This window comes from Nitrospirota bacterium (genome assembly GCA_016219645.1).
In the GTDB taxonomy this organism is placed as follows: Bacteria; Nitrospirota; Nitrospiria; order Nitrospirales; family Nitrospiraceae; genus Palsa-1315.
The window spans coordinates 87,253-105,107 of sequence record JACRLR010000067.1 but is presented as its reverse complement, the minus strand read 5'-3'; the positions used below and the strand labels follow the sequence as shown (position 1 = coordinate 105,107).

Here is a 17,855-nt window from a genome sequence, read left to right as displayed (position 1 = left end):
GGACCTCCGACTAACGATCGACAGACATACAGTTGGGCGCGTAGAATGCCAACCCATGTCACCTTTGGCAAACCCTTCGCACACACGTCCCAAACTGGACGAAATCACCGAACAGCTGCAGACGAAGCTACTCCGTCTCGTCGGGGATACCATCGGCCAGTATGGTCTTGTTCAGGATGGCGACAAGGTTATGGTATGCCTTTCCGGCGGGAAAGACAGTTATGCTCTGCTTGACCTATTGATGGTCTTGCAACGGCGTGCTCCGATTCACTTCGACCTTGTTGCGGTGAACTTGGATCAAAAGCAGCCGGGTTTTCCTGCCCATGTCCTCCCGAACTATCTGTCAGATATCGGGATACCATTTCATATCGAAGAACGAGATTCATACTCAATCGTCAAGCGACTCATCCCCGAGGGACAGACCACTTGTTCGCTCTGTTCCAGACTCCGCCGCGGCATACTCTATCGCGTCGCCACGGAATTGGGCGCGACCAAGATCGCATTGGGTCACCACCGCGATGATCTTGTTGAAACCCTGTTCCTGAACTTGCTCTATACAGGCAAGCTCAAGACGATGCCCCCGAAACTGAGGTCGAAAGATGGCCGGCATGTGGTCATTCGTCCATTGTCCTCTGTGCGGGAGAGCGATCTCGCGCGGTATGCGGAACTCCGCGCGTTCCCCATCATTCCCTGCGATCTTTGCGGCTCACAGGAGAACCTCAAGCGGAAACAGGTGAAGGAGTTTCTGCACGAATGGGAACAACGGTCGCCTGGCTGCACGGACAGTATGTTCGCCGCCCTGTCGAACGTGGCGCCTTCGCTTCTTCTGGATCGACGGCTGTTCGACTTCATAGGGCTGCAGGCTTCTGACCAGACGAAGGGGGAAGATGACGCATGGTTGGATCAAGACCATTCCTCATCCGTATGAGTCTTACCATTCTCCCGAATGGGAGTAAGATCAGCGGCATCTACTTTAGCGCAGGTTGTAGGCTGTGCCACACTATCCCGATTTCAAAACATTCGCTGAACAGCTAGTCCAGACTGCCCGATGGACGTCTCGCATGGGCTGGGCTCCCGCCACAAGCACAAACTATAGCGTGCGGTTACCGGAGGATGCGGCCCCCGCCTATTGCGCGATTACCAGTTCTGGGGTGGACAAAAGCGCAATCGAGGTTGAACACATTCTCTCCGTCGATCAGCATGGCAACGCGATCGATGCAAACGGACTGCATCCTTCTGCTGAAACCCCTCTCCATGTCCTTCTCTATCGCACGATGGGAGCCGGAGCCGTACTTCACACCCACTCACTCCCTGCAGCATTGCTCTCTTACCTGGCCCGTGATGAAGGCCGAGTTCTCCTCTCCGGGTGGGAATTGCTGAAGGGCTTGAGCGGCATCGATACTCATGAAGTAGACATCTCCTTGCCGGTCTTTCCGAACTCACAGGATATGCAGGCATTGTCGATGCTTGTGGAACGATCTCTGTCGAGTGAGAGATCCTGCTATGGTTTTTTGCTGGCAGGACACGGCCTCTATGCCTGGGGCAAGGATATACCAGAGGCGAAACGACATCTCGAAGTCTTCGAATATCTTCTCCAATGCCAACGAGAGGTGATGTGGCATGGCTACTCTGCGAATACCCGATAAGAACGTGACGTTGCAGGATCCATTTGCCGTCCGACAATTTCTCGACCTGCGAGGCATCGTCAATGAACGGTGGTCCGCGGACAGAGACCTACCTTCCAGCGCCACGAACGAGCAGGTCCTCGCCGCCTACGACTACCTACTCAAACCCTTGATGAAAAAATACAGGTACCACACGACAGATGTCATTGCGGTGGATGGGCAGACACCGAATTTGGAAGGGATTCGCGAAAAATTTCTCCGAGAACACACTCACAGCGAGGATGAAGTGCGTGTCTTTGTTGAAGGCCACGGCCTCTTTTGGTTTCATACAGAAGGGGACGACGATGAAGTTTTCGCCCTGTTGTGCGAGCAAGGTGATCTGATTTCTGTTCCGGCCAACACAAAACACTGGTTCGACTTAGGTGATCCTCCAAAGGTGCGGGCAATTCGGATCTTCACCGACCAGGCCGGCTGGGTTCCCCACTATACAAATTCCGGAATCGATCAGCGCTATCGCTGGTAGCCGCCTCATGGTCCGATACATCCTCATGGACATCGAAGGCACTCTCATTTCCGTCGCCTTTGTCCGCGAGGTCCTCTTTCCCTTTGCCAAACACCGTCTCGCGCCCTTTCTCAAAGAGCGGCGCCATGATCCCAATGTGCTACAGTTGACTGCAGCATGTCAGGATGTCATGGAGCGCGAAACAGGAACGCGCCCCGCGTATGAGGAGCTGCCAGCCATGCTGACCGGGTGGATCGACCAGGACCGAAAAATGGCCGGCCTCAAAGCATTGCAGGGAATGATCTGGGATGAGGGCTATCGACAGGGGGCTTTTGCACCGCAACTGTATGACGATGTCCTGCCTGTCTTAACACAATGGCGCACTCTTGGTATCCGCTTGGGAATCTACTCCTCAGGTTCAGAACAGGCTCAGCGGCTCCTCTTTGCATATACCAACGTCGGGGATGTGACTTCCTTGTTTGAGCACTTTTTCGATACCACTGTCGGCGAGAAAAAGACCTCGTCGAGTTACCGCAAGATCAGCGATCAGATCGATCTACCGCCTCCTGACATTCTTTTTCTGTCGGACGCGGAACTCGAACTGGATGCTGCTGCATCGATAGGCTTCAGGACCGCCCACATCGTGCGGCCTGGAACCGATGCGAGTACCCGCCATCCTATTCATCCAGACCTCACGCTCCTTCCCCCTGCAGAATAGGAATTCGGGCGAACGAATCGTTTGGGATACCTCAATGAAGTGGGAAGGGTTACGGCCTTAACTTCGACGCGAATTGCTTTCGGAACTTAACCACTTTCGGCCCGACCACAGCTGTACAGTAGCCCTGGAAGGGATTCCGTGCAAAATATTCCTGGTGATAGGGCTCGGCTTCGTACCAGGTCCCGGCGGGAGTGATTTCCGTTACGATCGGGTTGGCATAGAGCTTTTCCTTCGTCATGCCTGCGATCACCTCCTCAGCAATCTGTTTCTGCTCAGGTCCATGGAAGAAGACTGCTGAGCGGTATTGAGTCCCGACATCGTGCCCCTGCCGATTGAGGGTCGTAGGATCGTGGATGACAAAGAACACTTCCAGCAACTCGCGGTAGCTGACGACGGTGGGATCGAACATGACACGGACTGCTTCTGCGTGACCAGTCCTGCCGCTACACACGGCTTCATACGTTGGATGGTCTACGTGACCACCAATGTAGCCGGACTCGACCGCCACCACACCCTTCATCTGATCATAGACCGCTTCGAGGCACCAAAAGCAGCCGCCGGCCACGGTTGCAATGCTGAATCCCTTCTGTACCGGAGGTGCAGTCTGATCCATCGTACAGACTTCTGATTACGCGGTCTGAAAATGAGTCTTGGAAGGTCTTTCTTTCAGCTCCTGTCGAGCCTTATACCATAAAGAATCGGGAGGCTGCGACCAGTTCGTGAACGAACAGGGAGATCCTCACGCGTCACTGTAGGGGAGCGACCAAATTGGCTAAACCGGGTGGGAAAAGGGGAAAGGCTACGCGTTCAGTTCTTCGTTGAGACTGGCAATGACTCGCTCGAGTTTTACTGCTTCGTCTGGCTGGATCTTCGTAAACTGGACTCCAAATGTCCCGGCCTTCACCCATCGCACTTGAGCTTCGTCGATCCGCAAAGGCCAATCAAGCCCGGGAACATAGATGCGGCATTCAAATGTAGCTCCCGTGACAACCGGCTGATCTGTTTCGATCATACAGCCGCCGGAGGAGAGATCCAGCGTCCGGCCTTGGCCTTCCCGTTGCTCGCCTGAAAAGGTGCTTCTAAACTGCGAGGTAAACCGTGGCTGTTGTCGATTCTCTCTATGAGACTGCTCTTTGACCATGTGCGGATGAGAATTTCTCTTCGTTGAATCCCGCTGTTTTTTCATGAGAGCCATGCCTGTTTTGCCCCCTTCAAACAGGGAACCCCGGGCTTGAGTAACGAGGCGCCGGGGTCCCTATGGGAAGTCTCCAATATTTTGGTTATTTCTTTAGATTCAACAGGACATGTCCCCGACGGTTCTGCTGATAGCAGGACTCAGAAGTTTCCATGCAGAAAGGACGCGCCTTGCCGTACGACACGATCGCCAGCTGCTTCGGGCCCACACCCGACTCAATCAGATAGCTACGCGCGGTCTTGGCTCGCTTATCCCCTAAGACGAGGTTGTAGTCGGCCGTGCCCCGTTCGTCGGCATGCCCCTCAACCTTCATCACCGCATTAGGATGATCTTTCAGCCACTGTGCATCGTGATTCAAGGCCTCCATTCCAGCATCTGAAAGGGTCCACTGATCATATCCGAAGAACACATCGAGTAAGCCGGCTTCGATGGCTGCTTTTTCTTCTTTGGTTATTTCCGCACGCTGACGGGCGCTTATCCCACCTGAAGAGGAGAGCGAGGCAATATCGCCGCCCTTCCCCAGGCGCTCTTCCGAGGGATTCTTGGAGAAACCACTGAGTGCTCCCCCTGAACCACCTTTTTGCGCGGTGCCCGCCCCCGTCTCTCCATCAGATTGCAGCCATTTCGTGCCACAACCCTGACCCACCAGCAGGATGAACCCCATTGCTGCCACGGCAGCTGTTTTCATTGGACTTCCCATCATGATTGTTCCCCCATCTTTTGGAATAAGATTTCGCCAGCGTAGATCAAATATAGCACCTGCATGCAAAAATGAGGTCCAACCCGGCCAGTCGCTGTTTCACATAAATTGACAGGTTGTTGGATCTCGCGCTTGCGGACGGGCGCAGGAGGGTCGAGCTGAGAGGAAAAAGCCTAAAATTGAGCTGACTTACGATCAGTCCACCGAGCCGGACGCATGACAGTACTTAGAGCGGCCACGCCGCAGATAAAGGCCAACATGGCCAAGCCCACCATCAGAAAAAAACTAGCCCTGACTTCATGGGGGACTATATGGTTCATGATGCGACCCCCTTCTTGATGACAATGCGCTTATGCACTAGAGATTCTCAAAGGGTACTGCGTCTAGCATAGCACCGTGTGAGACACCTCATTAGGCACCTCGCAAGCTACTAACACATATTGCATAGGGTATTGGAAACACGGGGGATAGCGGGCATCCCCGTCGAGTTGTTCCCATGCCCTAACCTTGACATGCTTCAAATGCCTATGTTACAGAATCAGCTTCTAGAATGGAGACAAGGGCTTATGTACGCAATCATCGAGACGGGTGGCAAGCAGTATCGGGTGGAAACAGGATCATTGGTTCAAGTCGAGTCGCTACCGGGCGATGTTGGAGGGGCGATCGAGCTGGGTCAAGTTCGGCTGGTTCACAGCGATAGAGGGCTAGAGATCGGACAACCGCTGGTCAAAGGGGCCACAGTCAAGGCTGAGATCATCAGCCAGGGCCGGACCCGCTCCATTACCATCTTCAAGAAACAGCGGCGCAAGAACTATCGGCGGACCAATGGCCATCGCCAGGGCTTTACTAAATTGCGTATTACCGGTATCGAAACAGCCTAACGAGGACCAGTCATGGCAACAAATAAAGGCGGCGGATCAACTCGAAATGGACGGGATAGCAATCCCCAATATCTTGGCGTCAAAGCCTACGGCGGACAGACCGTGAAGGCCGGATCCATTTTGATCCGTCAGCGAGGGACGAAGTTCTTTCCCGGTTTCAACGTAGGCCTCGGCAAAGACCATACCCTCTTCGCTCGCATCACAGGGACTGTGAAATTCGAACGTGGCCGCGGGCGGCAGAAGGTCAGTGTCTACTCCGCACCTTCGGCTTCATAGTACATTCTTTTCCTCTTTTCTCGTCACAGTTTCGTCGCCACGAGAACTCCCGGTGATAGGCAGGAGTGCGACGGGATGTTCCTCGCATGCCATGACTAACACCATCAGCTGCTGAAGTGATACGCCCATGTTTGTCGATGAAGTCCATATCCATATCAAAGCCGGCCGTGGCGGTGACGGCGCATGCAGCTTTCGGCGCGAAAAATTTGTCCCACGCGGCGGGCCGGACGGTGGTGACGGCGGTCACGGCGGCGACGTTCTATTTGAAGCGTCCCCTCGCATAACCACTCTTCTCGACCTCCGCTACCAAAAACACTACGAAGCTGAGGTCGGTCGCCAGGGTGGCGCTGCGAATTGCTCCGGAAGAACCGGAAAGAATGTGGTTGTACCCCTTCCCGTCGGCACTGTGATCTTCGATGAAGAGACGAATGAGATATTGGCTGATCTGGTCGCCCCTGGACAGCAATTCGTGGGAGCTCATGGGGGCCGTGGGGGGCGAGGAAATAGTCATTTCGCTACCTCGACTAACCGCACGCCCACGGAGTTCGAGACAGGCACAGAGGGAGAAGAACGATCGCTCAGACTCGAACTGAAACTGTTGGCCGACGTCGGGCTCGTGGGCCTTCCCAATGCGGGAAAATCGACGCTCATCGCGACGATCTCAGCAGCACGACCGAAGATCGCCGATTATCCCTTCACCACGCTGACCCCGAACCTGGCAATCGTTCGTTGGGGAGAAAGAGAGAGTTTTGCCGTCGCGGACATTCCCGGAATCATCGAAGGCGCCCATGAAGGGAAGGGACTGGGATTCCAATTTCTTCGGCACATCGAACGCACGTCCTTTTTGCTGCACATGATCGATGTGTCGGAATGGGCGACTGAACAGCCCGTTAGAAATTTTGAGATCATGCGCCAAGAATTGGCCGCCTATGATGAGCGGCTCACCGCGCGCCCCTTCGCGGTGGTCGCAACAAAAATCGACGTGGCCGGAGATCGGATGTACCTACGTGAGTTGCAAAAGTACTGTACGGATCATCAGTATGCATGCTTCTCGATCTCTGCCGCTACAAGAGAAGGGCTGATGGAACTCGTCACCTATGTGGGACAACGGGTGGCGGAACTTCGCACCACAGCATGCGAGACGAACTTTTAAAACAGGCCACGCGCATCGTCATCAAAATCGGGAGCAGTCTCCTTGCGTCCCGAGACACAGGATTACGCCCGGAACAGATTGATCGGCTCGCGGGTGAAATCGCGGTACTCCGGTCGAGCGGACGTGAGGTCTTGATCGTCTCCTCCGGCGCAATTGTTTCCGGCATCAGGAAATTGGGTCTCAAGGAATACCCTAAAAGCCTCCCTGTGAAACAGGCTGCCGCGGCGGTCGGCCAGAGCCGGCTCATGTGGGCATACGAAAAATCGTTTGAGCGAGTCGACGTCAAAGTGGCGCAGATTCTATTGACTCACCAGGATCTTGCCGATCGACGACGGTTTCTCAATGCACGCCACACCTTGGCAGCGCTGATCGGGTTCGGCGTGATCCCCATCATCAATGAAAACGATACGGTCGCCGTGGATGAAATCCGCGTGGGAGACAACGATACCCTGGCTGCTGAAGTGGCTCATCTCGTTGACGCAGACCTTCTCATCATCCTGTCTGATATCGACGGCCTATTCACCCAGGACCCACGCAAGAATCCCACGGCCACGCTGATCCCTTTGATCCAGGATATTACTGAAGAGATCGAAGAACGAGCCGGCGTCTCCACCACGTTCGAGGGAACTGGGGGCATGGCCACGAAAATCAAGGCGGCGAAGAAAGTCAGTGAGTATGGAGTCGCCACGTTGATCCTGAACGGGCAAAGAGCCGGCCTCCTTCCACAAGTCTTGGCCGGCGGATCAGGTGGCAGCCTCTTTCTCGCGAAGGAACGTCGGCTCACCAGTCGCAAACATTGGATCGCCTTCACCCTCAGGCCGCGAGGGACCCTGACACTCGACCCTGGAGCTGTCGAAGCGTTGGCCAGACGTGGCAAGAGCCTGTTGGCTTCCGGCATTCTGAATGTCAGTGGTCCATTCGAGACGGGAGATGCAGTCAGTTGCCTCGACCAAGACGGCAAAGAATTCGCCAAAGGGCTCGTGAACTTCTCCTCAGACACCTTGGCACGCATCAAAGGGCTAAAAACGATTGAGATCCAGCAGCAGCTAGGCCCGCAGGAATATGAAGAAGTCATCCACCGGGACAACCTCGCCATCTTGTAGACCCCGAGTGTGAGTTATGCCCGCTCAAGATTCTACGACTCACCACTCACCAGTCACCACTCACCCTCCAACGCCGACTATGCGACTTGGACTACTGGGCGGCAGTTTTGACCCAGTGCATAACGGTCACCTGTCTATTGCGCAGCAGACACGCGAGGCCCTCGGGCTCGACCAAATCCTCTTCATTCCCACGAGTCACCCACCCCATAAGCCGAACGACAGCCTAGCACCGGTCCACCACCGCTGTGAGATGGTTCGCCTTGCCATCGCCTCAGCCCCCTCTCTTGTCATTTCGGATGTGGAAATCCGCCGACCGGGCAAGTCCTACTCCATCGACACCATTCGTCTACTGCAACAGGAGTATGGAGCGCACACGCAACTATTCTTCCTCATCGGGCTCGATGCCTTCCTGGAGTTCCCTTCCTGGCGCGACCCTCTGACACTCCTGCAGCTCTGCTCCTTCGTCGTCCTCTCCAGGCCTGGTCTATCGTTTCGCTCCGTCTCAACTATTTCGTTACTCCCGCCGATTCCATCCTCTTCACTGACGGACCTGGACGAGGGACGGATTTCCCGAATAGAAGTGCCTCTTGGGAAGCAACAACTGACCTGTCTCCGGCTACCACCCTGCGCAGTTTCCGCATCAGACATTCGTGTGCGAATTCGCCAAGGACTCCCTGTGGCAAATCTATTGCCGCCATTAGTGGAATCTTATATACTTCGACATCATCTCTACCAAGAGGAGCGCGATCGCACAAACAGCTAGGTCTACGGCCCTCGCCATTGTCCGGGCAATGCGTGACAAAAAGGCCACCGAGGCTCTTATCCTTCACGTAGCCCCGCTGACCTCTGTTGCCGACTACTTAGTCATAGGCTCTGCAGATTCGGATCGTCAAGCTGGTGCCATCGCAGACCATATCACCAGTAGCCTCTCTCGCTCCGGCTCCAAACCGCTGAGCGTCGAGGGCACGCGGTCAACTCAGTGGGTCCTGATAGACTTTGGCGATGTCATCGCCCATATTTTCAGGCAGGATGTTCGGGAGCATTACGCGCTCGAACGGTTGTGGGCCGACGCGAAGCGCATCGCCATCCCGGACGAACCGCCGGCCACAAAACCGGCTACCGCCATTCGGTCCGTGAAACGGAAAAAAGCATCCGTGAATTCAAAGGCCTAGTCCGATGCTCCGACTGCTCATCACCATATTTCTTATCAGCGCCGGAATCTTTCTCTATAGTTATTTCCGCGAATTGAACCCCGGCACGGTCGAAGTCCGGACCAGCCCCTCCATCCAGTTCGAGCTGAGTCCTGTCACACTCATCGTCTTTTCCATGGCTGTCGGCGCCGTGCTCGTGGCCTTGGCAGTCGGCATGAGGGAGACGGCCCATGTTATTGGCAACTGGCGCAGCACCAGGCTGTTGCGGCGCAAGGAAAAAATCGATGCGCTCCATCGTGATGGTACCCATGCCTTCATGTCAAAACGCACCGTCGAAGCCATAGGCCTGTTCGAGCGGGCGCTGGCCATGGATCCAAATCGTGTCGACTCGCTGCTCTGGCTGGGAAACATTTACCGCGCAGAAAGCAACTTCACCGAAGCGATCCGCCTCCACCAACGAGCGAATCGAGTCGACGACCGGAACATTGAAATCCTGCTGGAGCTGGCAAACGACTTGGAGAGTGCCAAGCGCTATGAGGACGCCTTACAGACACTGCACAAGATGCTCAAGATCGAACCGGATAACCTTACCGCGCTCATCCGCAAGCGCGATCTGTTGATCAGGCTCGAAAAATGGAGTGAGGCGCTCGAAATCCAACATCGTCTCCTCAAGGCCAACCTGCCTGAGCCGGAACGGCAGGCTGCGGCTCACCTCCTCACCGGCTGCACCTACGAGGTCGGACGCCAACTGCTGGAACGGGGCCATCCCGACAAAGCTCGGCGCTATTTCCGAGGCGCCATTAAGAAAGACCGAACGTTCCTGCCTGCCTACATCGGCATTGGTGAAATTTTGATCCGGGAAAACAAGACCAAGCAGGCGGTAGAAATTCTCAAGAAGGTCTATGCCAAGACCCGCAGCATCATCATCTTGCACCGCCTGGAAGAACTTTTTCTCGAACAGGGCGAACCCAGCGAAATTATCCGTGTCTATCAGGAGGCTCTCCGTCAAGACCCGCATAATCCCACCCTGCAGTTCTATCTAGGCAAGCTCTACTACCGACTCGAGATGGTCGACGAAGCCTTCGACATCCTTTCGACCGTTGAAGGAATACAGGACCAATTGGTCGACTACCATAAGATCATGGCCAATCTCTTTCTACGCAAGCAGCAGATGGAGGAGGCCGTCAGCGAACTCAAGAAAGCCCTACATTTCAAAAAGCGTGTCGTCGTCCCGTATGTCTGTACCGCCTGTCAGCAAGAATCGACCGACTGGTCTGGTCGCTGCCGCCGCTGTGGGACCTGGAATACGTTAGTCGCGCTGCCATGGCCCAATGCCGGTCAAGCGGTCCCAGGTCAGGACCGCGCCCCCCTGCCAGTCTCTACGGTTCCCTACCAGGGCATTGCTTCTCCCTTCGAAACCGTGTAGGTTTTCGGCCAATTGGTCTACCACACAGACGTGTCGTCATCCGCGTCGCAATCAACGCAACCTCTACAGGCGATGGAGTGTCCTATGATCGATTATCAGGGTTTTGCTGCCAAAGCCTTGCGCGACGAAATGCTGACCAGAAGCGAATGCCAGGCTGTGCTCAACAGTCCGGATGAGCAGTTACTGGGGCTTATCCAAGCCGCATTCACCGTCCGATCCCACTATTTCGGCAAGACCGTTCGCCTCCAGATGTTGCAAAATGCAAAGAGCGGGGCCTGCCAGGAAGACTGCCACTACTGTTCTCAGTCTGCGATTTCCACTGCCCCCATCGAGCGCTATAACCTCCTGCCCCGACAAGAGATGCTCGCTGGTGCCCGACAGGCGGCAGCGTCGAAAGCCCAGCGTTATTGCATCGTCATCAGCGGTCGAAGTCCGTTGGACCGTGAAATCGACGAAATCGCCGGAGCCGTCCGCTCAATCAAGGAGGAGATTCCGATCCAGATCTGCTGTTCACTCGGCCTTATGAATGAACAACAGGCCAAGCGACTGAAAGCGGCAGGAGTCGATCGAGTGAACCATAACTTGAATACGAGCGAAGCCTTTCATTCTTCGATCTGTACCACCCATACATTCCAGGACCGACTGAGCACCATCCGGAGTGCTCGAGCGGCAGGCTTGGAAATCTGCTCCGGTGGAATCGTCGGCATGGGTGAGAAGGACGAGGATCTCATCGACCTCGCCATGGCACTCCGCGAAGTCAGTCCGGATTCGATTCCACTGAACATGCTCCATCCGGCGACAGGCACCCCGTTAGAGAACTGCGACAATCTCACGCCACAACGATGTCTGAAAGTCCTCTGCCTCTTCCGTTTCCTCCACCCGCGCACCGAACTTCGTATTGCCGGAGGCCGCGAACATAACCTCCGCAGCCTACAGCCCTTAGCCCTCTACCCAGCCGACTCCATCTTCGTAAACGGCTACCTCACGACACCAGGCCAGCCAGCCCACGAAGTCTGGAGCATGATCGAGGATCTGGGTTTCAAGATCGAAGTGGACTACCAAGCGGCTGCTGAAAAAGGCCCCCAGCCTCGTTCTCAGTCGCTCGAACCCCTCAACGTACGGCACTGAGTACGCCTCGGCGCCTTCATGTCTACTGCGCCCGTCGAGCGAGCACTGTTTTGTCTCCCAACCCCACCCTACCAGAAGGAATAGCAATCCCTGTTCATTCCCACTGAGCGCGTCCAACGAGGGGAGTCCGCGACCGCGCGTTGCGCGAGCACACCATTACAATGACCCTTCCAAGCTTGCTCGTTTTTCCTCTCCCGAGTAGGCGGCCTGGGTTGGTCCTCCACTGCGCACGTCGAACGACCACTGTTTTATCGTGGGCGTTCCGTGAGCAAGGGGACCAACCCAGGCCGCCTACTCCTCCCTTAGCCCCTCCACCACAGGCTGCCGCGCGGCCCAACGTGCCGGGAAGAAGCCGGCTACCAGGGCAGCTGTGAGTGCGAGTCCTACTGCTTGCAGAATCAATCCAGCTGGAACCGTCATCTGAATCGTCCAACCAAAGGACTGTTTATTGATCACGTGGATGAGCAGTAGAGCGAGCAGTAGGCCTCCCGCGACGCCTAGAACTGCCCCGATCAACCCCAGATAGGCCGCCTCCCACAAGACCAATCGCTCCACTTGCCTCGTGCCGGCGCCAATGGCCCGCAACGAAGCAAATTCACGTCGTCGCTCCAACACCGCCGTCACCAAAGTATTGACGATGCCGAGCACGGCCACCAAAACGGCGATGGCTTCAAGGACATAGGTCAATTCGAAGGACCGGTCGAAGATTTCGAGGATCTCTCGCCGCAACTCGTGGTTTCGAATCACCAGCGGTGGAACCGTCATTCCATCAAGCCCCGCGACGTGCATGATAATCGACTGCCGAACTTGTTCTGCATCAGCCCCGGCAGCCAAGTAGATGGAAAACACGTTCACCCGATCATCGCGCCACTCTCGCTGATACCAGGCTCGATCAACCACGATTTTCCCACCGTCGGTCGCATAATCGTAAAAGACCCCTTCAACGGACACAGTCACAGGTCCTGCCGGCGTCGTAATTGAAACCTTGCTCCCCTCCCGAAGCTGTAAGCGAGTTGCGAGCACTTCCGACAGAAGGATGCCGCCTGTGTCGGCGGCTCGTTGCAACGCTTCGGTCGAATCCCCTCGAACCATCCGATACCGGCTGCGCTGCGCATGGAGCCGGAGGTCCCGTGACACCAACGCCACCGGTTGCCCGTCGACGCCGACAGACATTTCCCTGAGGGTATCGACCGCGGCAATGCCATCAATCGACGACAGGGTTGAACGCCAGGTCCCTGGTAAGGCGCGCGACGACTGCCCAACCTGTTTCCCTTGAAGCCACGATTGCGGGGCCACGATGAGATCGGCCATCACGGTCTCATCCACCCAGACCTCGACCGTGTCACGAAAACTACGAACCATGACAGCCACACCGATCATGACCGACAGTCCCACCATCAACGCCGATACCGTTACTGCGTTCCTGCCCGGATGGCGTGCCGCCTGGTCTGCCGCGATATGCCTGAGACTCCCCCCGAGCATCATCGTGCCGTCCGGATGGGAGCGCCGCTGGCGCAGCGCCTGGATACAGAGCGGCGCAAGACAGGAAAGCGCCCCCAACACACATACTGTTGCAAGATAGCCAAAGAGCGGTAGGTCTCCGACTGGCCCCATCAGCGAGCAAAGGCCTGCCAGCACGAACAATACAAGACTGATCCAACCGAACAGGCCCACTCTCAATTGACGAGTCGACTCATAGTCTCCCGGCGCCAAGGCACGGGCAGTCACAGTCCTGCCTGCTTCCACGCTGGGACCCAAGGCCCCGACCATCGAGACGACTGTCCCGAGCAGAACTCCTTTTGCCACTGCCATGAGTGTCACCATGTCCACCGACAGGATCAGCCCGCCCGACGTGACCGGTGCATACAGGTCGGAGATCGTCCGGCTCACGATCGATACCAAACTCCTGGCAAGCCAGACCCCGCCAAGACCTCCCAATAGCCCGCCAAGCAGACCGAGCAAGCCCGCTTCTGCCAGAAACTGGCCTGCGACCCGCCGCTCCGTCATGCCAAGCGCGCGATAGATGCCGACCTCGCGCCTCCGCTGCGCCACGGCAAACGCGATCGTGTTATAGATCAAGAACGCCCCGATGAGCAGCCCGACCCAGCTCATGACTGACAGGTTGAGTTGGAAGGCCCACACCATGTTCTCGAGCTGCTTTGACCGTTGCGCCGGCCGTTGCGCGACAAGATGGGGAGGAAGAGCCGCTCGCACGGAAGTCACGATATCCTCTGGCGTTCGAGCAGGCGCCGTCACCAACTCGATCCGATCCAACCGCCCGAATGATTGGAACAACAGCTGCGCCGCGGCAATATCCATCACCGCAAGCCGATCCCAGAGTGTCGAACCCTCCGCCTCTGTTTGGATGAGCCCCGCAACTCGTAGCTTGGCTGGACGTCCTCCCGCAGTTACCTCGATGACAGCACCAACCCCCACCTTCAGATCTGCAGCAATCTGACGGCCAAGGTACAGCGTGTCGGGAGCCAAGAGCGCCTCCAGCGCCACATCGGTGTCAGCCTGCGATAGTCGAAACCCGCGCGTTCCAACCTCTGCCAGGAGATCCAGCCCCAAGACCTGAAGCGCTTGGCCACGTGATTCCCCCTGGGCGACCATAACGGATTCTTCAATGACCGGCGCGGCGCTCACCACTCCTTCGATCACACGGACAGCCGTAATCACCGATTCATCCACTCCGAGATCGTTGCCCACAATTTCCACTGTGGCGGAACCGGCGACTGTCGTGACGGCTTGTTCAAAAGATCGCAGGACCTGAACGTTCGCCGTCCCGATACCCACTGAGGCCAGCACACCCAGGGCCACTCCGGCAATGCTGAGGCAAGCACGAAATGGCCGCTGGAGCGCATGCGCACGGATCAGAGTGAGATGGAGAGACAATAGTTTGTTCATCTGAGACCGAGTGAGCTATTCATCGAACGAATCCTTCGGGCCAGGAACAGAGCCCTGCACAAATCAGCAGTTTCATTTACAGCAATACCCACCTTTGCTAGACTCGCGTGAGTTGAAGATGAGAGGTAACTGATGGGTGCGAGAACTGTTCTGAGCCGAAAAGTCCAGCCGCTACAGGAAGAGATCGATGCCGATCTCCTCACACCTCGGCAGAGTGATATTCTTCGCCTGGTGTCGATCGGCCACACAAACCGCGAGATTGCGGAGGTCCTGGAAATCAGCGTGCGCACAGTCGAAGTACACCGATTCAACTTGATGCGACGTTTGAATGTACGAAATGTTGCACAGCTGCTCAGACGAGCCCTGCAGCTGGGTCTCCTGGCCAAGACGTTCGGCGCCAAGTAGACCTACAGTTCTTTTAGTCTTCCCCGGCAATCCTCCAACTTCGTATAGCCTTTCTTGCTGAGCTGTCCCGCCAGCTCCGTTTCCAGCCGACCGAATACGTTGACCCCTTCCTCGACCAAAACTGTTCCGATCTGCACGGCCGTCGCACCACAGAGCAGATGTTCAAATGCATCCACGCCGCTGACGACTCCCCCGGTCCCGATAATCGGCATGCGTCCTTCGAAAATCTTCCAAAAAGCCCGCACATTGGCCAGCGCCACCGGCTTGATGATCATGCCACCCAAGCCGCCGAACCCACCCTTCGGCTTGATGACGACTACCTCATGCTCCGGATCGACGACGAGCCCGTTGCCGACCGAGTTAATCAGGTTGAGAAAATCGACCCCGCAACGGCTGATCACGGCTCCCATCGCTGCGTGATGGGCCGGATCGAAGTAGGGAGGCAGCTTGACCCCCATCGGTACCGTAATGACCTTGCGGACCCGTTTCAACAGACGTTCGGATGCTTCTGTATCATATCCAATCTGCGGTTTGCCGGGGATGTTGGGACAAGAGAGATTGACCTCGATCAAGTCAGGCTTCGCCGCGTTGATTGTGGCGGCAATTGTCGGAAAATCGTCTTCACAGAGACCTGCCACACTGGCAATGACCGGCTTGCCGAGCGTTTTCAATTCAGGAATGAGCGAGGCATACACCCTGTACCCGAGATTCGGCAAGCCCATGGAATTGATGGACCCGCCTGGAAATCCATAGTACCGGGGTGTCGGATTGCCGTCGCGAGGCTCCAGCGTCATCGATTTGGTGACGATAGCCCCGGCACGAGATCGACCGAGAGCCAGCAGTTCTTCACGCGTGACACAGAGGGCCCCCGACGCATTCATGAAGCAACTAGGGAATCGCACGCCGGCAATGGTGGTCGAAAGATCCATCACGCCACGACCGTGACAGCGTCATGCTGCGTTCTCGACACGAGCTGCCCGTCCTTCATGGACCAGACATAATCGGCAGCCTCTGCGGCTGCAATGCTGTGAGTGACCAATAAGATAGTTTGGTGAAAGCGCTCGACGAGCGACCGGAGGAGGACAATGATCTCGGCTCCATGCTGAGAATCCAAATTGCCGGTCGGCTCGTCTGCGAGAAGGATCTGTGGCTGATGCACAATCGCTCGCGCAATTGCCACACGCTGCTGTTCTCCGCCAGAAAGCTCGCTGGGGCGATGGTGTCGTCGCGCCTTCATCGAAACCAGCTCGAGCACATCCTCGACGCGGGCTTGAACCGAGGCACCTCGCTCCCCGCGCAGTAATAGGGGAAAGGCGACATTTTCCGCCGCCGTCAACCCGGGAATCAGATGGAAGGCTTGAAAAATAATCCCGACTGTCTCTCGCCTGATCCTCGTCCAGTCGTCACTCGTAAATTGACTGGTCGACCGCCCTCCAAGGAAGATAGCCCCCGAGGTTGGTCTATCCAGTCCGGCAACCAGATTGAGCAACGTGCTTTTCCCGCATCCACTGGGCCCGATAAAGGCACAGAAGTCTCCCTTCGCCACTTCGATTGTGACCCGATCAAGTCCAGTGATGGTCTCGCCACCCCGCTCATACATTTTCGATACCTGGTCGAATCTCACCATCGCAATCTGCGTCTCCATACTCCAACTCAAAAATAGACGGGCGGGACGGGTTGATCTGGTTCATCTGGTGTAAACAAGACAAACCGTCCGTTCGAGCCCGTCCCGCCTTTCCTTCTCGTCGCGCATGTCTCGCGCGTCACGTATATCACAACCATTTATACACGGACAACCTTGACAGGCACGGTACTTTCTCTTAGAAGAAACACACTCACATTGATTAGCGAGCCCCTCTACGATGTTGCGTGATACCACACAGGTTCGACTCACCGGATGGTTCCGCCAAGCCATCAGATTTGTGTTGCCGGTGGAATGCATCGCCTGTGGCCGGTCACTCAGCACGGACCCTGTGCCCTTCTTCTGTGCCGCATGCTGGTGCACCATCCACCCGTTCGAGCAGTCAGCTTGTGCAAGCTGCGATCAGCCATTCGTCTCGCAGGCTGCCACAAACTATACGCCAAACCATCAATGCCAGCACTGTCAGGAACAGCCACCGGATTTTCAAAGGGCCTGGACCCTGTTCCCTTACCTTCCGCCACTACGGGAAGCGATCTGCTCGTTTAAATACCGAGGTAAACATACGCTGGCACAGCCACTCGCGCGCCTCATGATCAGCGCTCTGCCAAGCGGACTCGAAGTCGACGTGATCCTTCCTGTGCCCTTGCACCCCATCCGCTTACGCGCCAGGGAATTCAACCAGTCTCTGCTGTTGGCCGATCAGCTCGGCCGGTATTTGGCCCTCCAGGTTTCAGCCACAAACCTCGTCAGAACCGCTGCCACCGAGCCCCAAACCACGTTAACGAGGCAGGCGCGGTTGCAAAATCTGAAGAAAGCCTTTGCCGTCCGAAGGCCACGAGACATCGCTGAGAAACGTGTCCTCCTCGTAGACGATGTGTTCACCACCGGTACGACGCTGAACGAATGTGCGAAGGCCCTACGAAAAGCCGGCAGCGGACCAGTCTTTGCCCTGACGCTGGCCAGAACCGTTGATACGGATCTGGTGCCGGACCGCCACCTTGCTGAGCAAGCGGCACCGCCACTGACAACCATAGGAATATGAT

General features: G+C 56.3%; 21 protein-coding genes. 14 read left to right on the top strand and 7 right to left on the bottom strand.

Annotated features, from left to right (window positions below):
- The first annotated feature begins 55 nt into the window (after positions 1–55).
- From ttcA to mtnC, 4 genes are all read left to right on the top strand, one after another.
- The gene (gene ttcA, locus HZB34_17500) at positions 56–928 is read left to right on the top strand and encodes a tRNA 2-thiocytidine(32) synthetase TtcA (protein MBI5317759.1); all 873 of its coding nucleotides are present in this window, start codon (positions 56–58) and stop codon (positions 926–928) included.
- Between the two features lie 133 nt (positions 929–1,061).
- Positions 1,062–1,646 (top strand): methylthioribulose 1-phosphate dehydratase, encoded by a 585-nt coding sequence (gene mtnB / locus HZB34_17495; protein MBI5317758.1) that lies wholly within the window; start codon positions 1,062–1,064, stop codon positions 1,644–1,646.
- Complete coding sequence (locus HZB34_17490) at positions 1,621–2,148, top strand: cupin (GenBank protein ID MBI5317757.1); 528 nt, start codon at positions 1,621–1,623, stop codon at positions 2,146–2,148. The genes mtnB and HZB34_17490 overlap by 26 nt, the downstream gene beginning before the upstream one ends.
- A gap of 7 nt (positions 2,149–2,155) precedes the next feature.
- Positions 2,156–2,845 carry an acireductone synthase gene (gene mtnC / locus HZB34_17485; GenBank protein MBI5317756.1) on the top strand — a complete coding sequence of 230 codons (690 nt, stop codon included), beginning with the start codon at positions 2,156–2,158 and terminating at the stop codon, positions 2,843–2,845.
- A 49-nt stretch (positions 2,846–2,894) separates the two neighbouring features.
- Here mtnC and msrA read toward each other — a convergent pair whose 3' ends face one another.
- The 4 genes from msrA to HZB34_17465 form a co-directional block, all read right to left on the bottom strand.
- Entirely contained in the window at positions 2,895–3,458 is a 564-nt protein-coding gene (msrA, locus tag HZB34_17480; GenBank protein ID MBI5317755.1) for a peptide-methionine (S)-S-oxide reductase MsrA, read from the bottom strand.
- A gap of 186 nt (positions 3,459–3,644) precedes the next feature.
- Complete coding sequence (locus HZB34_17475; GenBank protein MBI5317754.1) at positions 3,645–4,040, bottom strand: PilZ domain-containing protein; 396 nt, start codon at positions 4,038–4,040, stop codon at positions 3,645–3,647.
- Positions 4,041–4,125: 85 nt separating this feature from the next.
- Positions 4,126–4,743 carry an OmpA family protein gene (locus HZB34_17470; protein MBI5317753.1) on the bottom strand — a complete coding sequence of 206 codons (618 nt, stop codon included), beginning with the start codon at positions 4,741–4,743 and terminating at the stop codon, positions 4,126–4,128.
- A gap of 170 nt (positions 4,744–4,913) precedes the next feature.
- Positions 4,914–5,060, bottom strand: a complete 147-nt coding sequence (locus HZB34_17465; protein MBI5317752.1) for a hypothetical protein — start codon at positions 5,058–5,060, stop codon at positions 4,914–4,916.
- A gap of 246 nt (positions 5,061–5,306) precedes the next feature.
- Between HZB34_17465 and rplU the strand changes: the two genes are divergently transcribed.
- The 8 genes from rplU (at position 5,307) to bioB (ending at position 11,858) form a co-directional block, all read left to right on the top strand.
- Positions 5,307–5,621 (top strand): 50S ribosomal protein L21, encoded by a 315-nt coding sequence (rplU, locus tag HZB34_17460; GenBank protein ID MBI5317751.1) that lies wholly within the window; start codon positions 5,307–5,309, stop codon positions 5,619–5,621.
- A gap of 12 nt (positions 5,622–5,633) precedes the next feature.
- Complete coding sequence (rpmA, locus tag HZB34_17455; GenBank protein MBI5317750.1) at positions 5,634–5,897, top strand: 50S ribosomal protein L27; 264 nt, start codon at positions 5,634–5,636, stop codon at positions 5,895–5,897.
- Positions 5,898–6,024: 127 nt separating this feature from the next.
- Positions 6,025–7,050: a GTPase ObgE gene (gene obgE, locus HZB34_17450; protein MBI5317749.1), complete on the top strand. Its 1,026-nt coding sequence runs from the start codon at positions 6,025–6,027 to the stop codon at positions 7,048–7,050.
- Complete coding sequence (gene proB / locus HZB34_17445; GenBank protein ID MBI5317748.1) at positions 7,032–8,153, top strand: glutamate 5-kinase; 1,122 nt, start codon at positions 7,032–7,034, stop codon at positions 8,151–8,153. The genes obgE and proB overlap by 19 nt, the downstream gene beginning before the upstream one ends.
- A gap of 79 nt (positions 8,154–8,232) precedes the next feature.
- Positions 8,233–8,916, top strand: a complete 684-nt coding sequence (gene nadD, locus HZB34_17440) for a nicotinate (nicotinamide) nucleotide adenylyltransferase (protein ID MBI5317747.1) — start codon at positions 8,233–8,235, stop codon at positions 8,914–8,916.
- A 28-nt stretch (positions 8,917–8,944) separates the two neighbouring features.
- Positions 8,945–9,325 (top strand): ribosome silencing factor, encoded by a 381-nt coding sequence (gene rsfS / locus HZB34_17435; GenBank protein MBI5317746.1) that lies wholly within the window; start codon positions 8,945–8,947, stop codon positions 9,323–9,325.
- Between the two features lie 4 nt (positions 9,326–9,329).
- The gene (locus HZB34_17430) at positions 9,330–10,730 is read left to right on the top strand and encodes a tetratricopeptide repeat protein (GenBank protein MBI5317745.1); all 1,401 of its coding nucleotides are present in this window, start codon (positions 9,330–9,332) and stop codon (positions 10,728–10,730) included.
- Positions 10,731–10,814: 84 nt separating this feature from the next.
- Complete coding sequence (gene bioB / locus HZB34_17425; GenBank protein ID MBI5317744.1) at positions 10,815–11,858, top strand: biotin synthase BioB; 1,044 nt, start codon at positions 10,815–10,817, stop codon at positions 11,856–11,858.
- A 291-nt stretch (positions 11,859–12,149) separates the two neighbouring features.
- Here bioB and HZB34_17420 read toward each other — a convergent pair whose 3' ends face one another.
- Positions 12,150–14,765 (bottom strand): FtsX-like permease family protein, encoded by a 2,616-nt coding sequence (locus HZB34_17420; protein ID MBI5317743.1) that lies wholly within the window; start codon positions 14,763–14,765, stop codon positions 12,150–12,152.
- 132 nt (positions 14,766–14,897) lie between these two features.
- Between HZB34_17420 and HZB34_17415 the strand changes: the two genes are divergently transcribed.
- The gene (locus HZB34_17415) at positions 14,898–15,170 is read left to right on the top strand and encodes a response regulator transcription factor (protein ID MBI5317742.1); all 273 of its coding nucleotides are present in this window, start codon (positions 14,898–14,900) and stop codon (positions 15,168–15,170) included.
- Positions 15,171–15,172: 2 nt separating this feature from the next.
- Here the strand turns inward: HZB34_17415 and HZB34_17410 are convergent, their stop codons facing one another.
- Both HZB34_17410 and HZB34_17405 read right to left on the bottom strand, forming a co-directional pair.
- Positions 15,173–16,099: a dihydroorotate oxidase gene (locus tag HZB34_17410; GenBank protein MBI5317741.1), complete on the bottom strand. Its 927-nt coding sequence runs from the start codon at positions 16,097–16,099 to the stop codon at positions 15,173–15,175.
- A complete protein-coding gene (locus tag HZB34_17405) occupies positions 16,099–16,797 on the bottom strand; it encodes an ABC transporter ATP-binding protein (GenBank protein MBI5317740.1) in 699 nt (232 codons plus the stop codon). The genes HZB34_17410 and HZB34_17405 overlap by 1 nt, the downstream gene beginning before the upstream one ends.
- A 235-nt stretch (positions 16,798–17,032) precedes the next feature.
- Here HZB34_17405 and HZB34_17400 point away from each other — a divergent pair, with 235 nt between their 5' ends.
- Positions 17,033–17,854 (top strand): ComF family protein, encoded by an 822-nt coding sequence (locus HZB34_17400; GenBank protein MBI5317739.1) that lies wholly within the window; start codon positions 17,033–17,035, stop codon positions 17,852–17,854.
- Position 17,855: the final 1 nt, after the last annotated feature.